The sequence below is a fragment of the Paracidobacterium acidisoli genome, assembly GCF_003428625.2.
Classification (GTDB): Bacteria; Acidobacteriota; Terriglobia; order Terriglobales; family Acidobacteriaceae; genus Paracidobacterium; species Paracidobacterium acidisoli.
The window spans coordinates 19009-37195 of sequence record NZ_QVQT02000004.1 but is presented as its reverse complement, the minus strand read 5'-3'; the positions used below and the strand labels follow the sequence as shown (position 1 = coordinate 37195).

14 protein-coding genes are annotated in these 18187 nt (G+C 61.7%); 7 read left to right on the top strand and 7 right to left on the bottom strand.

Translation table 11 applies throughout. The features are described from left to right. Window positions 1-40: 40 nt before the first annotated feature. Window positions 41-2572, top strand: a complete 2532-nt coding sequence (locus D0Y96_RS11215) for an amylo-alpha-1,6-glucosidase (RefSeq protein ID WP_117299905.1) — start codon at window positions 41-43, stop codon at window positions 2570-2572. A gap of 50 nt (window positions 2573-2622) precedes the next feature. On the opposite strand, the gene D0Y96_RS11210 is transcribed toward D0Y96_RS11215, so the two are convergent. From D0Y96_RS11210 to D0Y96_RS11185, 6 genes are all read right to left on the bottom strand, one after another. Further along, a complete protein-coding gene (locus D0Y96_RS11210; RefSeq protein ID WP_117299903.1) occupies window positions 2623-3909 on the bottom strand; it encodes a dihydroorotase in 1287 nt (428 codons plus the stop codon). Beyond that, entirely contained in the window at window positions 3906-4946 is a 1041-nt protein-coding gene (locus D0Y96_RS11205) for an aspartate carbamoyltransferase catalytic subunit (protein ID WP_252263721.1), read from the bottom strand. The genes D0Y96_RS11210 and D0Y96_RS11205 overlap by 4 nt, the downstream gene beginning before the upstream one ends. After that, window positions 4939-5514 carry a bifunctional pyr operon transcriptional regulator/uracil phosphoribosyltransferase PyrR gene (gene pyrR, locus D0Y96_RS11200; RefSeq protein ID WP_286676411.1) on the bottom strand — a complete coding sequence of 192 codons (576 nt, stop codon included), beginning with the start codon at window positions 5512-5514 and terminating at the stop codon, window positions 4939-4941. The genes D0Y96_RS11205 and pyrR overlap by 8 nt, the downstream gene beginning before the upstream one ends. 61 nt (window positions 5515-5575) lie before the next feature. Further along, the gene (locus D0Y96_RS11195) at window positions 5576-6262 is read right to left on the bottom strand and encodes a hypothetical protein (protein WP_117299897.1); all 687 of its coding nucleotides are present in this window, start codon (window positions 6260-6262) and stop codon (window positions 5576-5578) included. A 38-nt stretch (window positions 6263-6300) separates the two neighbouring features. Next, window positions 6301-6897 carry a hypothetical protein gene (locus D0Y96_RS11190; protein WP_252263720.1) on the bottom strand — a complete coding sequence of 199 codons (597 nt, stop codon included), beginning with the start codon at window positions 6895-6897 and terminating at the stop codon, window positions 6301-6303. Window positions 6898-7233: 336 nt separating this feature from the next. Next, window positions 7234-9924, bottom strand: coding sequence for a ribonuclease R family protein (locus tag D0Y96_RS11185; protein ID WP_117299895.1), 2691 nt, complete (start codon window positions 9922-9924; stop codon window positions 7234-7236). 253 nt (window positions 9925-10177) lie between these two features. Between D0Y96_RS11185 and D0Y96_RS11180 the strand changes: the two genes are divergently transcribed. Then, complete coding sequence (locus D0Y96_RS11180) at window positions 10178-10708, top strand: bactofilin family protein (RefSeq protein ID WP_117299892.1); 531 nt, start codon at window positions 10178-10180, stop codon at window positions 10706-10708. A gap of 89 nt (window positions 10709-10797) precedes the next feature. Here the strand turns inward: D0Y96_RS11180 and D0Y96_RS11175 are convergent, their stop codons facing one another. Beyond that, a complete protein-coding gene (locus tag D0Y96_RS11175; protein WP_117299889.1) occupies window positions 10798-12417 on the bottom strand; it encodes a lipid II flippase MurJ in 1620 nt (539 codons plus the stop codon). Between the two features lie 16 nt (window positions 12418-12433). Here D0Y96_RS11175 and D0Y96_RS11170 point away from each other — a divergent pair, with 16 nt between their 5' ends. The 5 genes from D0Y96_RS11170 to D0Y96_RS11150 all read left to right on the top strand — a co-directional run bounded on the left by D0Y96_RS11170 (window position 12434) and on the right by D0Y96_RS11150 (window position 18164). Further along, on the top strand, window positions 12434-13345 hold the full coding sequence (locus D0Y96_RS11170) for a LysR family transcriptional regulator (protein ID WP_117299887.1): 912 nt from the start codon (window positions 12434-12436) through the stop codon (window positions 13343-13345). A gap of 65 nt (window positions 13346-13410) precedes the next feature. Then, window positions 13411-14331, top strand: a complete 921-nt coding sequence (locus tag D0Y96_RS11165) for a YeiH family protein (protein ID WP_252263719.1) — start codon at window positions 13411-13413, stop codon at window positions 14329-14331. A 14-nt stretch (window positions 14332-14345) separates the two neighbouring features. Continuing rightward, entirely contained in the window at window positions 14346-14876 is a 531-nt protein-coding gene (locus D0Y96_RS11160; RefSeq protein ID WP_117299881.1) for an opioid growth factor receptor-related protein, read from the top strand. Between the two features lie 47 nt (window positions 14877-14923). Further along, on the top strand, window positions 14924-17068 hold the full coding sequence (locus D0Y96_RS11155; RefSeq protein WP_117299879.1) for a prolyl oligopeptidase family serine peptidase: 2145 nt from the start codon (window positions 14924-14926) through the stop codon (window positions 17066-17068). Window positions 17069-17252: 184 nt separating this feature from the next. Further along, the gene (locus tag D0Y96_RS11150) at window positions 17253-18164 is read left to right on the top strand and encodes a hypothetical protein (protein WP_252263718.1); all 912 of its coding nucleotides are present in this window, start codon (window positions 17253-17255) and stop codon (window positions 18162-18164) included. Window positions 18165-18187 lie beyond the last annotated feature (23 nt).

The following is an 18187-nucleotide window of genomic DNA, read 5'->3' as shown; positions in this document are numbered from 1 at the left end:
CCGGATATATCATGACCCGTTCCACGCGGACGGAAAAGCTATGAAGCATATTGCTCCGATGCTGTCTTTGATGGTGCTCTTTTATTGCATGCAGGCGATGGCGCAGCGGGGGCTGCCTGCACTGCCGACGCTGCCTTCAGCGGGCGTGCTGCCGCAGCCGGCGGCGCTGACGATTTCGCACGAGAGCTCGCCGGAGCAGCCGTTTTCGGTGATCGGGCCGCGCGGCGCGCTGCTGGGCCAGCAGGATGGCGGGTTTGAAGCGTGGATCTTTCCGTGGAAGGTCTTCAGCGGTCTGAAAATCACGGCGAATATGCAGGATTATCCGGTTCCAATTGATGTGAACGAGCATGCGGCATCGATTGATGTTCGTCCGGATTCGACGACGATCACGTATTCGCATGCGAACTTCACGATCCGGCAGATCATGTTTGCTCCGAAAGAGACACCGGAGGGGTCGGGAGTTCTGGTTCTTTATCAGATTGAGGCAGTGCGACCGATGACGCTGACGTTCAGTCTTACGCCGGTGATGGACCGGATGTGGCCCGCGCTGTCGGATTCGCCGCCTTCGCCGGAGTGGGTTCGCACAGCGGGGGGATCGGGCTTTTACATTCTGCACGAGAATCTGCCGGGAAATGCGGCGGCGCTGGCGATGCCCCGGGCGGAGCCGGGGATTCTGGCGCCTTACCAGGAGCGGGCGAGCTTCTGGCCGCTGCAGTTTGTGCTGCACTTCGATCCGAAGACGGATGCTCACACGCTGTTTCCACTGCTGATCGCGGTGGGGAATTCGGATGCGGCGACGACGCATCAGGCATTTGCGAAGAGCCTGGCGGAGCTCGACAGCCTGGCGGCGTCGCAGGTACAGGCCAACGAGGCCTACTATGCGAAGCTGCTGAGCACGAGCACCGGCATCGAGACGCCCGACGCGCAACTGAATGCGGCATTCTCATGGGCGGAGGCTTCGATCGATCAGCTTCGCATCCGAACACTGACGCAAAGAGAGCCGGACGGGAAAGAAGAGGCGCTGACGGCGGGATTCGTGGGCTCGGGGGATTCGGCGCGTCCGGGTTTTGGATGGTTTTTCGGACGGGACTCTCTGTGGACGCTGTATGCGATGGACAGCTGCGGTGATTTTTCTGTGACGCGGCAGGAGGTGGAGTTTCTGCTGGAGAGGCAGCGGGCCGATGGGAAGATCATGCACGAGTGGTCGCAGACGGCGAGCCTGGTGGACTGGCATGCACTGCCTTACGAATATGCCGCGGCGGATTCGACACCGTTGCTGCAGATGGCGATGGCGGATTATCTGAAGATCAGCGGCGATGCGGATTTTGTGCGGACGCACTGGAATGAGCTGCTGAAGGCGTGGCGGTTCGAGACGGCGCATGTATCGGACGATGGGATTTATAACAACAGCCAGGGAACGGGCTGGGTGGAGTCGTGGGTGCCGTCGATGCCGCACCAGGAGATTTATCTGGCGCTGCTGGATGAAGAGGCGAGCACGGCCTTTGCGGAGCTGGCGCAGGTTACGGGGCATGCCGATGAGGCTCAGCAGGCGCGAGAGCGCGCGGGACGGCTGCGGAGCGCGATCGAGAAGGAATACTACGTGCCGTCGGAGAGCTTTTATGCGTTCAGCCGCAATCCGGATGGATCGACGGACAACACGGCGACGATTTTTCCGTCGGTGGCGTGGTGGGACGGCAATGCGGCGCTGGAGCATCCCGACGCGATGATGAGCCGCTGGGCATCAGGCGAGTTTTCGACGGACTGGGGCACGCGGATTCTGAGCGACCGTGTGAGTTTTTACGATCCGATCAGCTATCACCAGGGAACGGTATGGCCGCTGTATACGGGCTGGGTCTCTGTGGCGGAGTATCGCGCGGGAAGAACGCTGGCCGGCTATGCCCACCTGATGCAGAACGCGGAGATGACCTGGGCACAGGACCTGGGCAATGTGACGGAGCTGCTGTCGGGGCAGTTTTATCAGCCGCTGGGACGGAGCACGGCGCATCAGCTGTGGTCTTCGGCGATGGTGATCTCGCCGGTACTGCGGGGAATGTTCGGGCTGGAGTGGAATGCGGGGGAGCATACGCTGATGGTGGCGCCGCATCTGCCGGCGGAGTGGAAGACGGTGACGGTGCGGAGGGTGCCGCTGGGAGGCAGCCGGTTCGATCTGACGTTTACGCGGCGCGGCGCGGAGATGGTAGTGGAGGCTTCCCGGAGTGGCGAGGTGCGGCTGGCCTCGCATGTGCCGGGAGCCAAAGCTGAAGGGCGCACGCTGCGAATTCCTCTGCCTGCAGTGGAGGCGGGTTTGCGGCAGAAGCTGCCGGAGCCGGGTGCGGAGACGCAGGAGATGAAAGTGCTGGATCAGCAGAGCAGCGGGCGTACATTGACGCTGACGCTTGCGGCGCAGGGCGGGAGCCGGCAGGTGCTGGATCTGCGGGAGAACGCTCCGAAGCTGACTCTGCGTACCGATGATGCCGAGATGGGTGTGGTCAGCGATGGGCTGCGCACGATGGCGGTCACGTTTCCGCCGGGGGACGGTTATGTGACGAAGACGGTCACAGTGCGCTGGTAATCGGGCAGAGCACCATAACCGGGGTTATTAACCGGCATTCGTGAATCGATTCAGCGGCTGAAGACGATTCTGCCGCCGCAGATGGTCTGCTTCACCCGGCCCTGCATAGACCAGCCGTCGAAGGGTGTGTTCTTCGATTTCGAGAGCGAATCAGTGGCGTGGAAGGTCCAGCTTTCAGAGGGGTCAAAGAGGACGACATCGGCTGCAGCGCCGATGCTCAGGGTGCCGCGATCTTTCAGATTGAGAACGGAGGCAGGCCGGGAACTGAGCAGTGAGATCATGCGATCGAGCGGCATTTTGTGCCTGACGTGCAGGATGGAAAGGGTGAGCCCAAGAGCGGTTTCAAGACCGGGGATGCCGTTGGGAGCGCGCTCGAACTCCTGCTCCTTTTCGTGGGCGGCGTGCGGGGCATGGTCGGTAGCGATGGCATCGACGGTTCCGTCGAGGATGCCTTCGATCATGGCTTCGCGATCGGCTTCGGCGCGCAGAGGTGGATTCATCTTTGCGTGCGTGTCGTAGTTGCCGATGCGCTCTTCATTGAGCACGAAATGGTGCGGCGCCACCTCGCAGGTGACATGCAGCCCGGAGCGGCGCGCCTGGCGCACGGCATCGAGCGCCTTCTTTGTGGAGAGATGAGCGACGTGCAGATGCGCGCCCTTCACCTTTGCCAGCAGACGAATATCGCGCTCGACGAGACCGGATTCGGCTTCGACAGACATACCGCGCAGGCCGAGGCGAAAGGCAACCGGACCGGCGTTCATGGAACAGCCGCCGGTGAGACGTGTGTCCTCAGCGTGCTGGATAACGGGCAGGCCCACTTTTGCTGCGGCTTTGAGCGTGGCCAGCATAATGTCATCGCCGAGAATGGGTTTGCCGTCATCGGTGACGGCTACGGCTCCTGCGGCTTTCATGGCCGCGTAGTCGATGAGGGTTTCGCCCATGGAGCCGCGAGTCGCTGCTGAGATGGGATACACGCTGATGGCGGCGCCTCGCTCGGGGGCGAGCATCCAGCGGGTTGTCTCCGGCGAATCGTTGACGGGGATGGTGTTCGGCATGGCACAGACGCTGGTGAATCCGCCGGCGGCAGCGGCGCGGGTGCCGGTGGCGATGGTTTCCTTGTATCCCTGGCCGGGCTCGCGCAGGTGGACGTGAATATCGACGAGACCGGGAGCAACGATGAGGCCCTTGGCGTCGATGAGATCGGCTCCGGCGGCTTTGATGCGGCCGGGCGCGTCGATGGCCGCGACTTTGCCCTCGCGCAGCAGCAGGTCGGCGGATTTGTCCACGCCGTTCGCGGGATCGAGAAGACGGCCTGCGCGAATCAGAAGTGGCTTCATGCGCGGGCTCCTTTCTTGGTGCCGAGGGCGCGGGCCAGCAGCGCCATGCGGATGGCGACGCCGTTGCGCACCTGCTCTTCGATGGCGGACTGCGGGCCGTCGGCGACGTCGCTGGTGATCTCCATGCCGCGGATGATGGGGCCTGGGTGCATGATGAGCGCCTTTGGCGCGTGCGCAGCGATGCGCTCGCCATTCGCCTGATATTTCGCGGTGTACTCGCCGAGATCGAGGCGGAGACCGGCGAGGCGCTCGGCCTGGATGCGGAGCATCATGACGATCTGCGACTGGCGGAGCGCATGATCGAAGTCGCGCTCGATGACGATGCCGGGGCCGAGCTGTGCGGCTGTTTCCGGCAGAAGAGGCTCGGGGCCGCAGAGGATGACTTTCGCTCCCAGCTGCGGCAGCAGAAGCGCGTTGGAGCGGGCGACGCGGCTGTGCAGGATGTCTCCGCAGATAGTGACGGTCACGCCAGCGAGCGCGTGCGCAGCGACTTTGGCGGATTTGAGATCGAGAAAGCGCAGCATGGTGCGCAGATCGAGCAGCGCCTGCGAAGGATGCTGGTGCATGCCGTCGCCCGCATTGAGCACGGGCAGGCCGGTGGCCTGGGCCAGCAGATACGGGCCGCCTGACCAGGGGCTGCGCAGGATGATGCACTCGGCGCCAAGGGCGCGCAGGGTGATGCCGGTGTCCTTCAGCGACTCACCTTTCTCGATGCTCGAAGAGAGGGAGCTGACCAGGGTGGTATCCGCGCCGAGGGATTTGGCGGCGAGCTCGAAGGAGGTACGGGTGCGGGTGCTGGACTCGTAAAAGAGCAGCGCGACGCGGCGTTTGCGCAGCCACTTTGCCCGCTGCTGCGGATCTTCTTTCTCAAGCTCGGTCGCGAGGGAGAGTATCCTCCGGACCTCACCGATGGAGAGATCGGTGATGGAGATCAGCGATGCGGGATGGACCGGGCGGGCGGAAAGCGAGGAGATCGAAGAGTGCTTTTGCGATGTCTTTGCGGGCATGGCGAGGCTTTTGCCGGTTCGTTCAGTCAACGCGCTCTACCATGAGCACCTGTTCGTCGTTGTCGATTTCGCGCAGCCTGACTTCGATGATCTCGCGGTCGCTGGTCTGGACGGTGCGGCCGACGAAGGTCGCTTCGATGGGCAGCTCGCGATGGCCGCGATCGATCAGGGTCAGCAGCTGCACGCGCGTGGGACGGCCGTGGTCAAAGAGCGCGTCGAGCGCGGCGCGGATGGTACGGCCGGTGTAGAGCACATCGTCCATGAGGATGATGTTGCGGCCGTTAACATCGAAGCCGATGGCGCCGGGCGTGACAACAGGACGGACTCCATGCGTGGAGAGGTCGTCGCGATAGAAGCTGATGTCGAGCACGCCGGAGTCGATGGTGCGCTTCTCGATCCCGCCGATCAGGCGGGCCAGCCGCTGGGCCAGGGGCACGCCGCGCCGTTTAATGCCGACGAGGCCGAGGCTGTCGGCTCCGTTGTTTTTTTCGATGATCTCGTGCGCCAGGCGAACCAGGGTTCGCTCGATCTCAGAGGCGGACATGATCCGCCCTTTTTCGCGCAGCTTCGGATTTGCGGAGGCGATGGTATCGGACATAGGGGCTTTGGCGATGATACGAGGAGCGGGCGGGAGCGGGCAACAGGCGCCGGAGCTGTAATCAGACGGCGCGGCGGGTCCGCTCGCGGGCGGCGAGAATGCGCGCGCCCAGAGCTCCGCCGGCAGCGGCGAAGAGGACGGTTCCGAAGGAGACGATGGCGACGGTAAGAAGCTGGATGGCAGCGTGTCCGTCGGGCGAGAGCCAGAAGGCGACCCAATGGTGCAGCAGCTCGGCTGCCTGGGGGGCTCCCTCAGAGCCGCTCTTGAGGGCCGAATCAGCGACCTGCTGCGCCATAGTCTGGAACTGCTGGTCGATTTTCCCCGCGTTGTGGAGAAAATAGCGGTGAATGACCAGATCGCCAGCTTCCATAAGGGCGGCGATGAAGGAAGTCAGCAGACCGGCAACGGCTCCGATACGCCACCCAACCTGGCCGTCGGCAAGGGCCGAGGGGCAGTTGCGGCGATAGAGGGCTACGGCAGCGAATCCGCCGGCCAGAAGGAGAAAGATGCTGAAGCCCACCAGACCGGAGATGAGTCCGAGCGGTACAGCGAGCAGGAGAGCGGAGGTAATTGCCGGCTTCCAGGAGACCTTGTGGCGGTCGCGCGTGCCGCTGCGCTGCACGGCGGCCGGCTGCTGCAGGTCGGCTTCATCGCCTTCCTGAACGCGGAGCTGAGGCGCACCGCAGTGCGGGCAAAAGATCCCCGAATCGACAAGAGAACCGCCGCAGCGATGGCAAACCGCTTCCATAGGGTTATTGTACCGGGAGCGGCGCGGGTAAGCCGGGCTCAGTCGCTGGTGTCGGAATTACGGTCCAGATCTTCAGGAAGCTGCAACTCAACCAGTGCAAATCGCGTACCACTGCTGCTCTTTTTGAGAGCAAAGATGTGCTGATGGTGACGCGAGCCGGCTTTGAGGTTGAGATCTCCGGAGTCGGAGATGTTGACATGCGCTTTGCCGTGCTCCTCACTGCAGGTGAGGCCTTCACCGGTGACGGTGAGTGCGCCCACCGTTTTATCGCCGTCGCACTGGAGCACATCGCCATAGCGCGCCATCGCCTTTTTATAGAAGGCGACGACTTTGTCCTGAGAGTCCGCAGTCTGATAGGTAACGGCTTTTACGCGAAGCTGCCATTTGCCGAAGCCGAGGTGCACGTCCGCGGACTTGTCACCGTCGCTGTCGGGCGAGATCTGCGCGCCTGGATAGACGGGCAGGCCGAGATCGGCAGCCGAGGTGTCGTCGGAACGGACATGGAGACCTCCCAGAGGGGTGTCGATGCGGACATTTTTATTGTCGCCGTCTTTTGATTTGTCGACAGAGATGTGGCAGCCGGCCATGCCTGTCATGAGGGCCAGCAGAGCCACTGTGAGGGTGGTGCGCATCATCGCGGAATTTCTCCTCGATGAAACCATACGCCTGGGACGGGGATTCGGTTCCGGGAAACATGACCGAAGGTAATCGCCAGCGAAGGAGATTATCCCGCTTTTTTCTTGACATATCCGCATTCGCTGCACAAGATATGGATGGCCTGAGAAAGTTGTTTCTATACGTGGTGTTAAAACTGCGACAGACGGGCTAAGAAACCGGAGTGGCCTGAATCTCTTTAGGGAGAAGATTCAGCGGAGGCAAACCAGATCCGGTTGTACTGCACAGCAGAGTGATATCGAGGCTTCGCCGACGGGCGAGGCCTCACTTGTCTGCACCGGTGCAGAATACAGATTTTATCGGTGGCGCTTGCCTTTGCCACCGGAGCGCTTTGGACCAGCGGCCTGCTGCATGCTCTTTTTCTTCTTCCCGCGCCTGCTCTTGTCCGGCGGCCGCGCGACGCCTTCGGCAAATGCCGGAACGGCAGAGGCGTCGAAGCGCTTCTTCTTCTTCTTTTCCGCTTTCTTTGCAGCTTTTCGCGATGGTTTTGCGGGACGAGCAGTGGCGGCCGCAGAAAGCTGATCGTCAGTGAGAAGGATGGAAAACTGCAGGCGCTTTTCGACGGCGTCGACACGGTCGAGAACGACGCGGGTGCGCTGGCCGATGGAGAATTTTCTTCCCCAGCGTTCGCCGATGATCTGACGGGTGTTTTCCCGGAAAGAGTAATAGTCATTGTCGAGCGCGCCGAGGCTCTGAATGGGGACAAGACCTTCGACGAAGAGGTCGTCGAGCTCGACGAAGAGGCCGTATTTCGTGGCGCTGAGGATCATGGCGCTGAACTCCTCGCCAACGCGATCCTTCATGAATTTGATTTTTTTCCATTCGACGAGCTCGCGCTCGGCAGCATCGGCCCGACGCTCGGTTTCGCTGGACTCAGTTGCGATGAGATTGAGCGATTCCTCATCGAGAGGCTCGTGTACCGGGCTGAAGCCTGGTGCTTCCACTGGAAGCGCTGCATCTTCATCGATGGACTCGATCAGCAGGGACGGGCTGCTTTGAGCCGCTGGCCGGGACGGCTTTTTCGCGTGCGGCTCGCCGGTGGAGAGGATGCCGTGGCCATCGATTCCACGATGCAGAAGAGCTTTGGTGATGCGGTGAACGATGAGGTCGGGGTAGCGGCGGATGGGAGAGGTGAAGTGCGTGTAGCAGGGCGCGGCGAGGGCGAAGTGGCCTTCATTTTTCTCGCTGTAGCGGGCCTGCTTCAGTGAGCGGAGCATGAGGTAAGAGAGGATGCGCTCTTCGGGTTTGCCGGAGATCTTTGCGGCCAGCTTCTGGTACATCTGCGGGGTGACGGGGATCTCATCCGGAATTTCGTGCGCATGCGGCTGGCTGCGATGATTGCCTCCACTGCGGCGATCAGTCCTGTATTCGCGGCGCTCACTTTTCATGGTGAAGCGCTTCACGGGAAGGTTGCCGATGCCGAGGGAGTAGCCGAAGGCGGCGGCGGTGTCTTCGAATTCGACGATGCGGCGCGGCTCGGGCTTTTCGTGGATACGGTAGAGGGAAGCCACGCTGAGGTTTTCAAGCCAGGAGGCAACACACTCGTTGGCGGCGAGCATGAACTCCTCAATGAGGCGGTGCGCCCAGTTGCGTTCGGAGCGGGTGACAGCCTTCATGGCGCCGAACTGGTCGAACTCGATGATGGGCTCGGGGAGGTCGAAGTCGATGGAGCCGCGGCGCTCACGTTTGCGATTGAGGATGAGCGCGAGCTCGTGCATGCGCTCGAATTCCGGGACGAGGTCGCGGAACTCATCGCGGACAACCGGGTCGGCGTCGAGGATGGCGTGGACCTGGGTGTAGGTCATGCGGCGGGCGGAGCGAATGACGCCTTCGGAGACCTCGTAGCCGAGGATGGCGCCATGCTCGTCGATGCGCATGAGGCAGGAGAGGACGAGCCGGTCTTCGGCGGGGCGAAGGCTGCAGATATCGCTGGAAAGTTTCTGCGGGAGCATGGGAATGGCGCGGTCGGGAAAGTAGACAGAAGTTCCGCGAAGGCGTGCTTCGAGGTCGAGAGACGAGCCGGGTGTGACGTACTGCGCGACGTCAGCGATGTGCACCTGCAGCTCCCAGGTGCCGTCGCCGTGATGGCGGACGAGCACGGCATCATCGAAGTCGCGGGCGGTTTCTCCGTCGATGGTGACGATGGGGAGATGGCGGAAGTCGCGGCGCGCCGCGACGATGACGGGATCGAGATGGGCTACGGAACGGGCCTCAGCAAGTACATTTTCCGGAAAGATACGTGGAAGCTGGTGCTTGCGGATGATCATTTCCACATCCACGCCGAAGTCATCTTCATCGCCGAGGACTTCGAGGACGCGACCGCGCGCGGGGTGGGTGGGTCCAGGCCAGTCGGTGATTTCCACATCGACGACGAGGCCTTCGAGATCAGAGTATGCGTGACGCGCCTCTTCGCCGAGGACGCGGTGCGGGGACGCCGATGAGCCCGGCTCGGGCAGGTCACTGTCGAAGGGGATGACGATGGGCTGGGTCATGCGCTCGTCAAAGGGCACGACATGATGCCCCTGGGCGCGCTCGCTGCGCGCGTAGTGGAAGATGCCGACGACGGTCGGGTTGCGGCGGGTGAGCACACGGACGATGCGGCCCGAGCGGCGGCCGTCTCCACGGGGAGGGGCGAGCTCGACGAGGACCTGATCGCCCTGCATGGCCCCCTGCATCTCATTCGGCGGGATAAAGATGTCGTCATCGCCGGTTTTGCGGTCGGCGGCGCGGACGAATCCAAAGCCGTCGCGATGCAGGTCAAGGCGGCCGGCAACGAGGTTGTCGCGGGTATGCGCGGTTTTTGCGATAGACCACTGCTCGCGGTCGGTTTTGGTGAGGCGGCCGGCAAGGGTGAGGCGGGCGAGGTGCTCGAGAAGCAGACGGCGCTCGCGTCCTCCGCCGAGGCCGAACTCGCGCACGAGCTGCTTATAGCCGGCGCGGCTGCCGGGAGAGCGTTCGATATGACGCAGCAGTTCGCGATCGGTCATGCTTACTATCGTAAGCGCGTTGCCAGGGTACCTGAAGAGGTTCGCACAAAAGATAAACCCCGGGGGGTGCCATTTTTACGGAAGGATGTTTAAGATGCAGACAACAGCGGCGATTGCGCGGAAGGAATCGAGGGATTCCTGGTGAGGGTGAGGATCGACGTTTGGAGCTTTGCGTTTCTTCCGCGATGCAACGGATTGCGAACGGAAGACGCGGGCACGATACACCAGAGGAGAAGAAAGGAACCAAGTAGTGATGTGGAAACCAAATCAGCCCGGAAGCTCTTCCCAGACGCCGAACAGCGAACCGACGCGTCCGGCAACGCCCGCAACCCCCAGCTTTGAGTCGAGCACGCGTCCGGCTCCCGCAGCGACCCCGCAGAGCAGCAACGCTTCTTCCGGCGAACAGGCAACGATTGGCAAGAGCCTGGTCATCAAAGGCGAAGTTACGGGATCGGAATCTCTTTACATTGACGGCAAGGTGGAAGGCTCAATCAACCTGGCCGGCAATCGCGTCACCATTGGCCGGAACGGTCAGGTAGCTGCGAACATCTCCGCGCGCGAGATCGTGGTGCTGGGCAAGGTGCGGGGCAACGTGAATGCCAGCGACCGCGTGGACATTCGCAGTGAAGGCTCGCTGACCGGCGACGTAACAGCGCAGCGCATCTCGATTGAAGATGGCGCGTTCTTCAAGGGCGGCATCGACATTCGCAAACCGGGAAGCAATGAAGCGAAGACGGCGAACTCCGCCGCTTCCACGGAAAAGGCTGTCGCAGTTCAGGCATAATTTTTTTACTTTCTGTCTTTCGAGGCTCCTGCGGATGGATCATTGCAGGAGCCTTCGTGTTTCTGCAGGCTTTTGTTTTTGAGACCGGCTCAGGCCTCGGCTCGCTTCGAAAAGCGAGAGAGCAACTGGCCGGGCAGCGCTGATCCGGTGAGTCGCAGGATGGCGGCGCAGACCGCAAGCCAGAGAAGAGTCGCGACGGTGAGAAGAGCCAGCTCGAAGAGCCGGCTGGTGGTATGCACATAATGCCGCAGACCGGCGAGGGCAACGAAAGCAGCCGCGCCGGCAATCAGCGAGCGGAGCAGCTCGGAGTATTCGAGCCCGGCGAGGGAAACCATGCGCCGCCGATGGAGGAGCACGGCGAGCGTGATGGTCTGAACGAAGATTCCGATGTCGGAGGCGACGGCGAGACCGACCGGACCCAGAGCGCGATAGAGATACCAGTAGACGGGCAGAGAGAGCGCAGTGACGATGGTTCCGGCCACCATGGGAGTGAGAGTGTTTCCGGCGGCGTAGAAGGCGCGGGCATAGATGGCCTGGGCCGACCAGAGGCAGAGCGAGATGGAAAAGATTCCGAAGTAGAGGGCCATGACGCCGGAGTCGGCGCGATGAAAGGCCCCGCCGCGCAGGATGAGATCGACCAGGGGTAGCGCCATGCCGATCATGAAGGCGGAGAGCAGCAGGGAGAAGGCAAGAATACGCGAGACGGAGGAGTTGACGGCGCGCGCGAAGGGGGCGCGATCCGGAGCTCCGGCGGCGTCGAGTTTGCCGTAAAGCGAGGCGAGAAAGGGCAGCGATGCGGCGCCCGCGGCCTGGCCGAGAGCGACCGGAGCGGTAAAGAGCTGCTTGGCGTAGGTCAGCAGAGAAACGGCTCCGCCGGTGTGCGAGGCAAAGTAATTGATGATCCAGTTATCGGCGGTGACCAGCGAGACGCCGAGCATGAGTGGGATGGACATACGCACCCACTCGCGCAGGCCGGGATCGGCGAGATTGAAAACCGGCCGGAAACGCATGCCGACGCGATGGGCCCAGATGGCGTTGAGCAGAAAGGGGCCCAGGAAGGCTCCGGCAACGGCTCCAAGAGCCAGGGCGGAGGGGCCGAGGCGGTGATAAAGCAGGATGCCGCCGAAGATGATTCCGCTGGTGTAGATGAGCGGGGTGAGGGCCTGGATGGCGAACTGCTTGCGCACGAGAAGGACTGCAGCGAAGACCCCGCCGGCAAGGAAGAAAAGCTGCGCGGGCAGCAGGATACGCGTGAGATGGGCGCAGAGAGCGGCCTTGCCGGGATCATTCTCAAAGCCGTGCAGCAGAGCGCGGACGTAGAGCGGCGCGATTCCTTCCGCGACCAGGATCGCGATGCCGAGCACCAGCGTCATGGTGGTGAGGATGACGGACATCGACCGTTCACCCTCGGCCTCGCGGCCGGTTTCGCGGTAGCGGGTGAGAATGGTGACGAAGGTGATGGACGCCGCGCCTCCGACAAGGAAGTAGGAGACCATGTCCGGAAGCTGAAAGGCGGCGTTGAAGGCATCGGCGGCGGCGGTGCGGCCGAGGAGGTATGCGATGTATTTGGTCCTGACGAGTCCGATGACGCGCGAGGCGAGAGCGGACGCCATGAGCAGCAGCGTGGCAGTGAATGCCGTGTGGCTGTGCGAGGGGCGTAGAATCGCGAATACTCTTCGCCAGCGCGAAGAGGTTGCAGGTGACGGCATACGATAACCAGATTCTATGGAAAATTTTCGACTGAAGGTATTCCGTACTGTAGCCGCGCAGGCCAGTTTTCGCCGGGCGGCCGAATTGCTGCACCTGAGCCAGCCCGCGGTGAGCCAGCAGATTCACGCGCTGGAGGAAGAGCTGGGCACTCCGCTGTTTGACAGGAGCGGCGCGCGGGTGCGGCTGACCGATGCGGGAGCTGTGCTGCTGAAATATGCGGAGCGCGGGGCACAGCTGGCGGCAGAGGCGCTGGCGGCGGTAGGACGCGTGCAGGGCAAGGCGACGGGAAAACTGCGTCTGGGGGCTTCGACCACCGTGGCCCAGTATGTGCTGCCGCGGATGCTGGGAGCGTTCCGGAAGCAGCACCCGCGGGTCGATCTGGCGGTGATGAGCGGAAACACCGAACGGGTGATCACGGCGCTGGGCCGGAATGAGATTCAGCTGGGCTTTATCGAAGGCCCGGCATCGAGCCGGGAGATGCACCGCCAGAAATTTCTGGAAGACAGGATGGTGCTGATCGTTCCGCGAAGGCATCCGTGGGCATCGGGCGGGCGAATTGCTCCCGAGGCGCTGGCGGGTGTGCCGCTGCTGATGCGGGAGCGGGGATCGGGGTCGCGGCGAGTGGTGGAACTGGCGCTGCGGCGCGCCGGGCTGCGGCAGAGGCAGCTGCACATTGCGATGGACCTTGATTCGACGGAGGCAATTGTCTCCGGGGTGGAAGCGGGCCTGGGCGCAGGCTTTGTTTCGCAGTGGGCGATCGGCAAAGAGGTTCGTCTGGGGACGGTGAAAACAGTCGCTGTCGACGGGCTCGATATCCGGCGCGATTTCACGCTGATTCGTTCGCCTGGTCCGCTGCCGGAGGGACCGGCTGCGGCATTCGAGCGCTTCGCGCTGGCGGAAGGGAAAGCATCCGGCGGCGATAAGTAAAACTTATCGCCCATCCAAAACAGTGTCTGGACCGCATGGCCAGGGCCTGCGACTCTGATGCTGCCATGACAAAGAATCTGTTCTTCGTGGGAATCATCCTGGCCGCCAGCGGAGTTCTTTCTCCGCCGATGGCTCTTGCTGCGGGACTGGCTTATGGGCTGACGGTAGTTCATCCCTGGCACCTCGACGCGAAGCGGCTGTCGAAGTTTCTGCTGCAGGCTTCGGTGGTGTGCCTGGGATTCGGGATGAATCTGAGTCAGGTGGTGCGCGTCGGCCGCTCCGGCTTTCTTTACACGGCAATCGGCATCAGCTTCGCGATGGCTCTGGGCATGTTGCTGGCGCGGTTTTTGCATGTAGAGAAGATTCAGGGATTTCTGATCTCAGCGGGGACGGCGATCTGCGGCGGTAGTGCGATAGCGGCGCTGGGCCCGGTGACAAACGCGAGCGAAGAGGCGATGGCGGTTTCCATGGGCACGGTCTTTGTGCTCAACTCCATCGCGCTGTTTATCTTTCCGGCGATCGGCAGCATGATGCATCTTTCCCAGACGCAGTTTGGGCTGTGGGCGGCGCTGGCGATTCATGACACAAGCTCTGTGGTGGGTGCCGCGGCAAAGTATGGCGCGGTTGCGCTCACGATCGGCACAACGGTGAAGCTGGCGCGCGCGCTGTGGATTGTTCCGGTCTCTCTGGGGGTAGCGATGGTGCGGCGCAGCGGAGCGCGTGTTCATCTGCCGTGGTTCATTCTCTGGTTTTGTCTGGCGGCGGTTGCGAACAGCTACATACCGTGGTTTCATGCGGAGTATGCGACGCTGGCGAAGCTGGGCAGGCTGGGACTGGCGGTCACGCTCTTTCTGATCGGTGCGGGGATTTCACGGCAGACAATTCGTGAAGTGGGCGCGAGACCGATGATTCAGGGAGTGCTGCTGTGGGTGGTGGTGGGCACAGTTTCACTGCTGGCAATTGCGAAGGGGTGGATTCATCTCTGAGGAGCTCTGAGAGGATGCAGCACGATGGACAATCTGATGCTCTGATGGCGTTTTACCGCGAAGGCGGAGCGGACGATGCGGGCAGGAGATGGGAAGAGATTGTTGCCTGGCCGGACGAGCGGCTGGAAGCGATGCACGATTTTATCCAGTGGCTGTTTCCGCTGCCGGAGCGCAGCGGGGCGAATCCGTGGGCTCCGACGCTGAGTGCGGCGACCATCGCTGCGTTTCATGCTTCACCAGAGATGCGGCAGCGGCTGCGAGAGTCGTTTCTGCGGATGCTGCGCTTCTACGGCCTGGAGTGGGCGAGCGATGGGCAGGTGCGTCGAGCGGAGTACTTTGCGGCAACGGCAGACAACTGGCTTTGGCCGGAGAACCACAATTATTTACGGCTGACACGGATTCTGCGCTCCCTGGCGCTGCTGGGGCTGGAGAGGGAATCGGCTGCGCTCTTCAGGGCGCTGAGCGGGATTCGCAGAGATTTTCCTGGGCGTATTACGCCGCGGACATTCACATTCTGGAGCGAAGCCGCGGCGGCAATCCCATAGAATGGCCTTTCCATCTGAGTGAAATCTTTGCGCGGAAGGGATGGCATATGCAGGCAGGCTTAGGGGCAGCGGTCTGGCGGGTTGCGCTGACAGGCGCGGCGGTGGCTGTGTTCTTTTTTACGGCGCAGGCCGAGGGTCCGGTCGATGGAGGCAACGGCATTCGGCTGGCGGCGCCGCCGGTGGCCGCGGTGCATGTGGTGACGGATGAGTATCACGGTGTCCGCGTCGAAGATCCATACCGCTGGCTTGAAGATGCAAAGAGTCCGGCGACGCGGGCGTGGATTGACGAAGAGAACCGCTATACGCAGCAGTATCTGTCGCAGGTGAAGATACGTCCGCAGATTGCGAAGCAGCTGGATGCGCTGCAGCGTGTCGACAACTACTCGATGCCGATCGAGCGGGGAGGAAGGTATTTCTTTCAGAAGCGGCTGGCCGATGAGAACCAGGCATCGATTTATTTTCGCAAGGGATGGAAGGGCGCAGACCGCCGGTTGGTGGACGCGACAAAGCTGAGCGCCGATCAGAATACCTCGGTGGAGATAGAAGATATCTCGAATGACGGCGATCTGCTGGTGTATGGAGTGCGGCAGGGCGGAGCGGATGAACTGTCCGTCCATGTGCTGCGTGTGACGACGGGAAGGGAGCTGCCGGATGTTCTGCCGTCGGCGCGCTACTTTGGCGTGAATCTCACGCCCGATGGGAAGGGCATTTACTACTCACGCTTCACGCATGAGGGAACAAACGTCTATCTCCATACATTTGGAAGTGCCTTCAGCAGCGATAAGAAAATCTTTGGCGGTGAGTACCGCGGAGAGAAGCTGGGCGAGCTGGATCTGGTGGTTGCGTATACGACGGATGATGAGCACTACCTGATGGTGAATATCAGTCACGGCGTTCCGGCGACCAGCGACGACATTCTGGTGAAGGACCTGCGTAAGCCGGAAAGCGATTTCGCACCGCTTGCGTATGGCATTGAAGCACATATCAGTGCGACGGAGGCGGACAACAGGTTTTTTCTGCAGACAGACTATGAGGCTCCGAACGGGCGCATTGTGGAAGCTACCCCGAATGAAGCGCCGGCCGCGTGGAAGCTGATTATTCCCGAAGGGAAGGACGTCATCGACGGATTCAGCATTGCGGGCGGGAGGATCTTCGTTTCGCGGCTGCACGATGTGAAGACGGAGACGGCGATCTATACGCTGGACGGACAGCAAACCGGACGGCTGACGTATCCGGGGATTGGCTCGGGCACGGTGGTATACGGGCGTCCGACGGAGAACGAGGGATTTTACAGCTTCGAATCGTTCATAACGCCGCCTACGATTTTCCGGTATGACATTCGCACCGGCAAAAGCGAGGTCTTCGCGGCGCCGAAGGTGCCATTCGATTCGGCGCAGTATGAGATCACGCAGGTGTTTTATGCATCGAAAGATGGCACGCGGGTGCCGATGTTTATTGCCGGAAAGAAGGGGCTGGCTCGCGATGGCGAGGCTCGGCTGCTGATGACCGGATATGGCGGCTTTGATGTGCCGGAGCTGCCGGGCTGGAACGCGGAATACGCGTGGTGGATGGAGCAGGGAGGATTTTTCGCCGTGCCCAATCTGCGAGGCGGCAACGAGTATGGAGAGGCCTGGCACAAGGCGGCGATGTTCGGGAACAAGCAGAATGTCTTCGATGATTTTTTTGCCGCCGCGGAATACCTGATCCATAACCACTACACGAAGCCCGAGCGCTTTGCGATTCGGGGGCGGTCGAATGGCGGATTGCTGATGGGAGCGGCGATGACGCAACGGCCTGACCTTTTCGGCGCGATCTGGTGCGGGTATCCGCTGCTGGATATGCTGCGCTATCAGAAGTTCGAATTTGGCCGGTTATGGACGACGGAGTACGGGAGCGCGGACGACGCGAAGGACTTCGAGTATCTGCGCAGATATTCGCCGTATCAGAATGTGCATCGCGGAACAAAGTATCCGGCGATTATGTTCTTCACCGGAGACAACGATACGCGCGTCGATCCGCTGCATGCCCGCAAGATGACGGCGCTGATGCAGGCAGAGGACGGAGGCGACCGGCCCATTCTGCTGCACTACTCGCTGAAGGGTGGACACAGCGCAGGTGTTTCTCTGTCGCAGCTGGTGGAGGATGAGGCCGACGAGCTGGCATTTTTATGGAACGAGACGAGCGCTCATTGAAATCTGATCTGTTGCGGAAGCCTCACCGGAAAAAGATCGTTTCCATCAAAGCGGAAGTATGGGTATGCTGACAGCCTGAATTCACGCCTGTTTTTTCAGGCGGTCTGTTTGAGGGGTTCGTATGCCCGCTTCACAGAATCCATCTCCGCGCACCAGCTTGAGGCTGGTGATAGCGATGTTTTGCATGGTTGCTGTACCGGCTGCGCTGACGCTGCACCGTGTTCGGGTTGTGCCTGCAGCCGTGCCTCTGCTTCCTCAGCCGTCGCCGTACGGATATACGGTGAGCCTGCTGCTCTTCATCATCCCGGTGCTGGTGATCGCGTTCTGGTTTCTGCCAAGTGAAGAGGTAAAGTTTTCGCGGCACGCCTTCTGGTGGACGATTGTTCTGCTTTTTCCGCTGGGCGCGCTGCTGGATTTCTTCTTCGCGCAGTATTTCTTTGTCTTTCCGAATGCGGGCGCGACGCTGGGGATTGGCGCGCCGGCGCTGGGGCACAGTGTTCCTGTGGAAGAGTACATCTTCTACTTCACTGGCTTTCTGGCGGTGCTGCTGCTTTATATCTGGTTCGATGAGTACTGGCTGGCGGCTTACAGCGTGCCGGCCACGGCGGAGTCTCGGATCACGTTCGACCGGCTGCTGCATGTGCATCCGTGGTCGCTGGCGATTGCAGTGGTGCTGATCGCGGCCGGCATCGCGTACAAGAAGCTCTTTTCCGTCGATCCGGCGGGATTGCCGGGATACTTTCTGTTTCTGGTGCTGGTGGCGCTGCTGCCTTCGGGCCTGCTGCTGCCTTCGGCGAGACCATTTATCAACTGGCGCGCTCTGAGCCTGACGATGTTTCTGATGCTGCTGGTGAGCCTGATGTGGGAGGTGACGCTGGCGCTGCCGTATGGATGGTGGGGCTTTCAGAATGGGCAGATTATTGGTCTCCATGTGACGGCGTGGTCAGGACTGCCGATCGAAGAGGTCTTTCTCTGGGTCGCGGTGACATATGCGACGGTGATTGTTTACGAGATCGTGAAGCGCTGGAAGGCGTCAGGGCGACCCCTGTGGCATGCGTTCTGCGGACATGCCACGGGCTCTGCGGCGCACCAGTAAGGCACGCCGCAGACTGGGGAGGG

Coding starts and splice junctions, on each gene's coding strand:
- pyrR (WP_286676411.1), bottom strand. CDS start 5,514: ATGTCCGATACCATCGCCTCCGCAAATCCGAAGCTGCGCGAAAAAGGG.
- D0Y96_RS11215 (WP_117299905.1), top strand. CDS start 41: ATGAAGCATATTGCTCCGATGCTGTCTTTGATGGTGCTCTTTTATTGC.
- D0Y96_RS11195 (WP_117299897.1), bottom strand. CDS start 6,262: ATGGAAGCGGTTTGCCATCGCTGCGGCGGTTCTCTTGTCGATTCGGGG.
- D0Y96_RS11190 (WP_252263720.1), bottom strand. CDS start 6,897: ATGATGCGCACCACCCTCACAGTGGCTCTGCTGGCCCTCATGACAGGC.
- D0Y96_RS11185 (WP_117299895.1), bottom strand. CDS start 9,924: ATGACCGATCGCGAACTGCTGCGTCATATCGAACGCTCTCCCGGCAGC.
- D0Y96_RS11165 (WP_252263719.1), top strand. CDS start 13,411: ATGACAAAGAATCTGTTCTTCGTGGGAATCATCCTGGCCGCCAGCGGA.
- D0Y96_RS11170 (WP_117299887.1), top strand. CDS start 12,434: ATGGAAAATTTTCGACTGAAGGTATTCCGTACTGTAGCCGCGCAGGCC.
- D0Y96_RS11175 (WP_117299889.1), bottom strand. CDS start 12,417: ATGCCGTCACCTGCAACCTCTTCGCGCTGGCGAAGAGTATTCGCGATT.
- D0Y96_RS11160 (WP_117299881.1), top strand. CDS start 14,346: ATGCAGCACGATGGACAATCTGATGCTCTGATGGCGTTTTACCGCGAA.
- D0Y96_RS11150 (WP_252263718.1), top strand. CDS start 17,253: ATGGTTGCTGTACCGGCTGCGCTGACGCTGCACCGTGTTCGGGTTGTG.
- D0Y96_RS11210 (WP_117299903.1), bottom strand. CDS start 3,909: ATGAAGCCACTTCTGATTCGCGCAGGCCGTCTTCTCGATCCCGCGAAC.
- D0Y96_RS11180 (WP_117299892.1), top strand. CDS start 10,178: ATGTGGAAACCAAATCAGCCCGGAAGCTCTTCCCAGACGCCGAACAGC.
- D0Y96_RS11155 (WP_117299879.1), top strand. CDS start 14,924: ATGCAGGCAGGCTTAGGGGCAGCGGTCTGGCGGGTTGCGCTGACAGGC.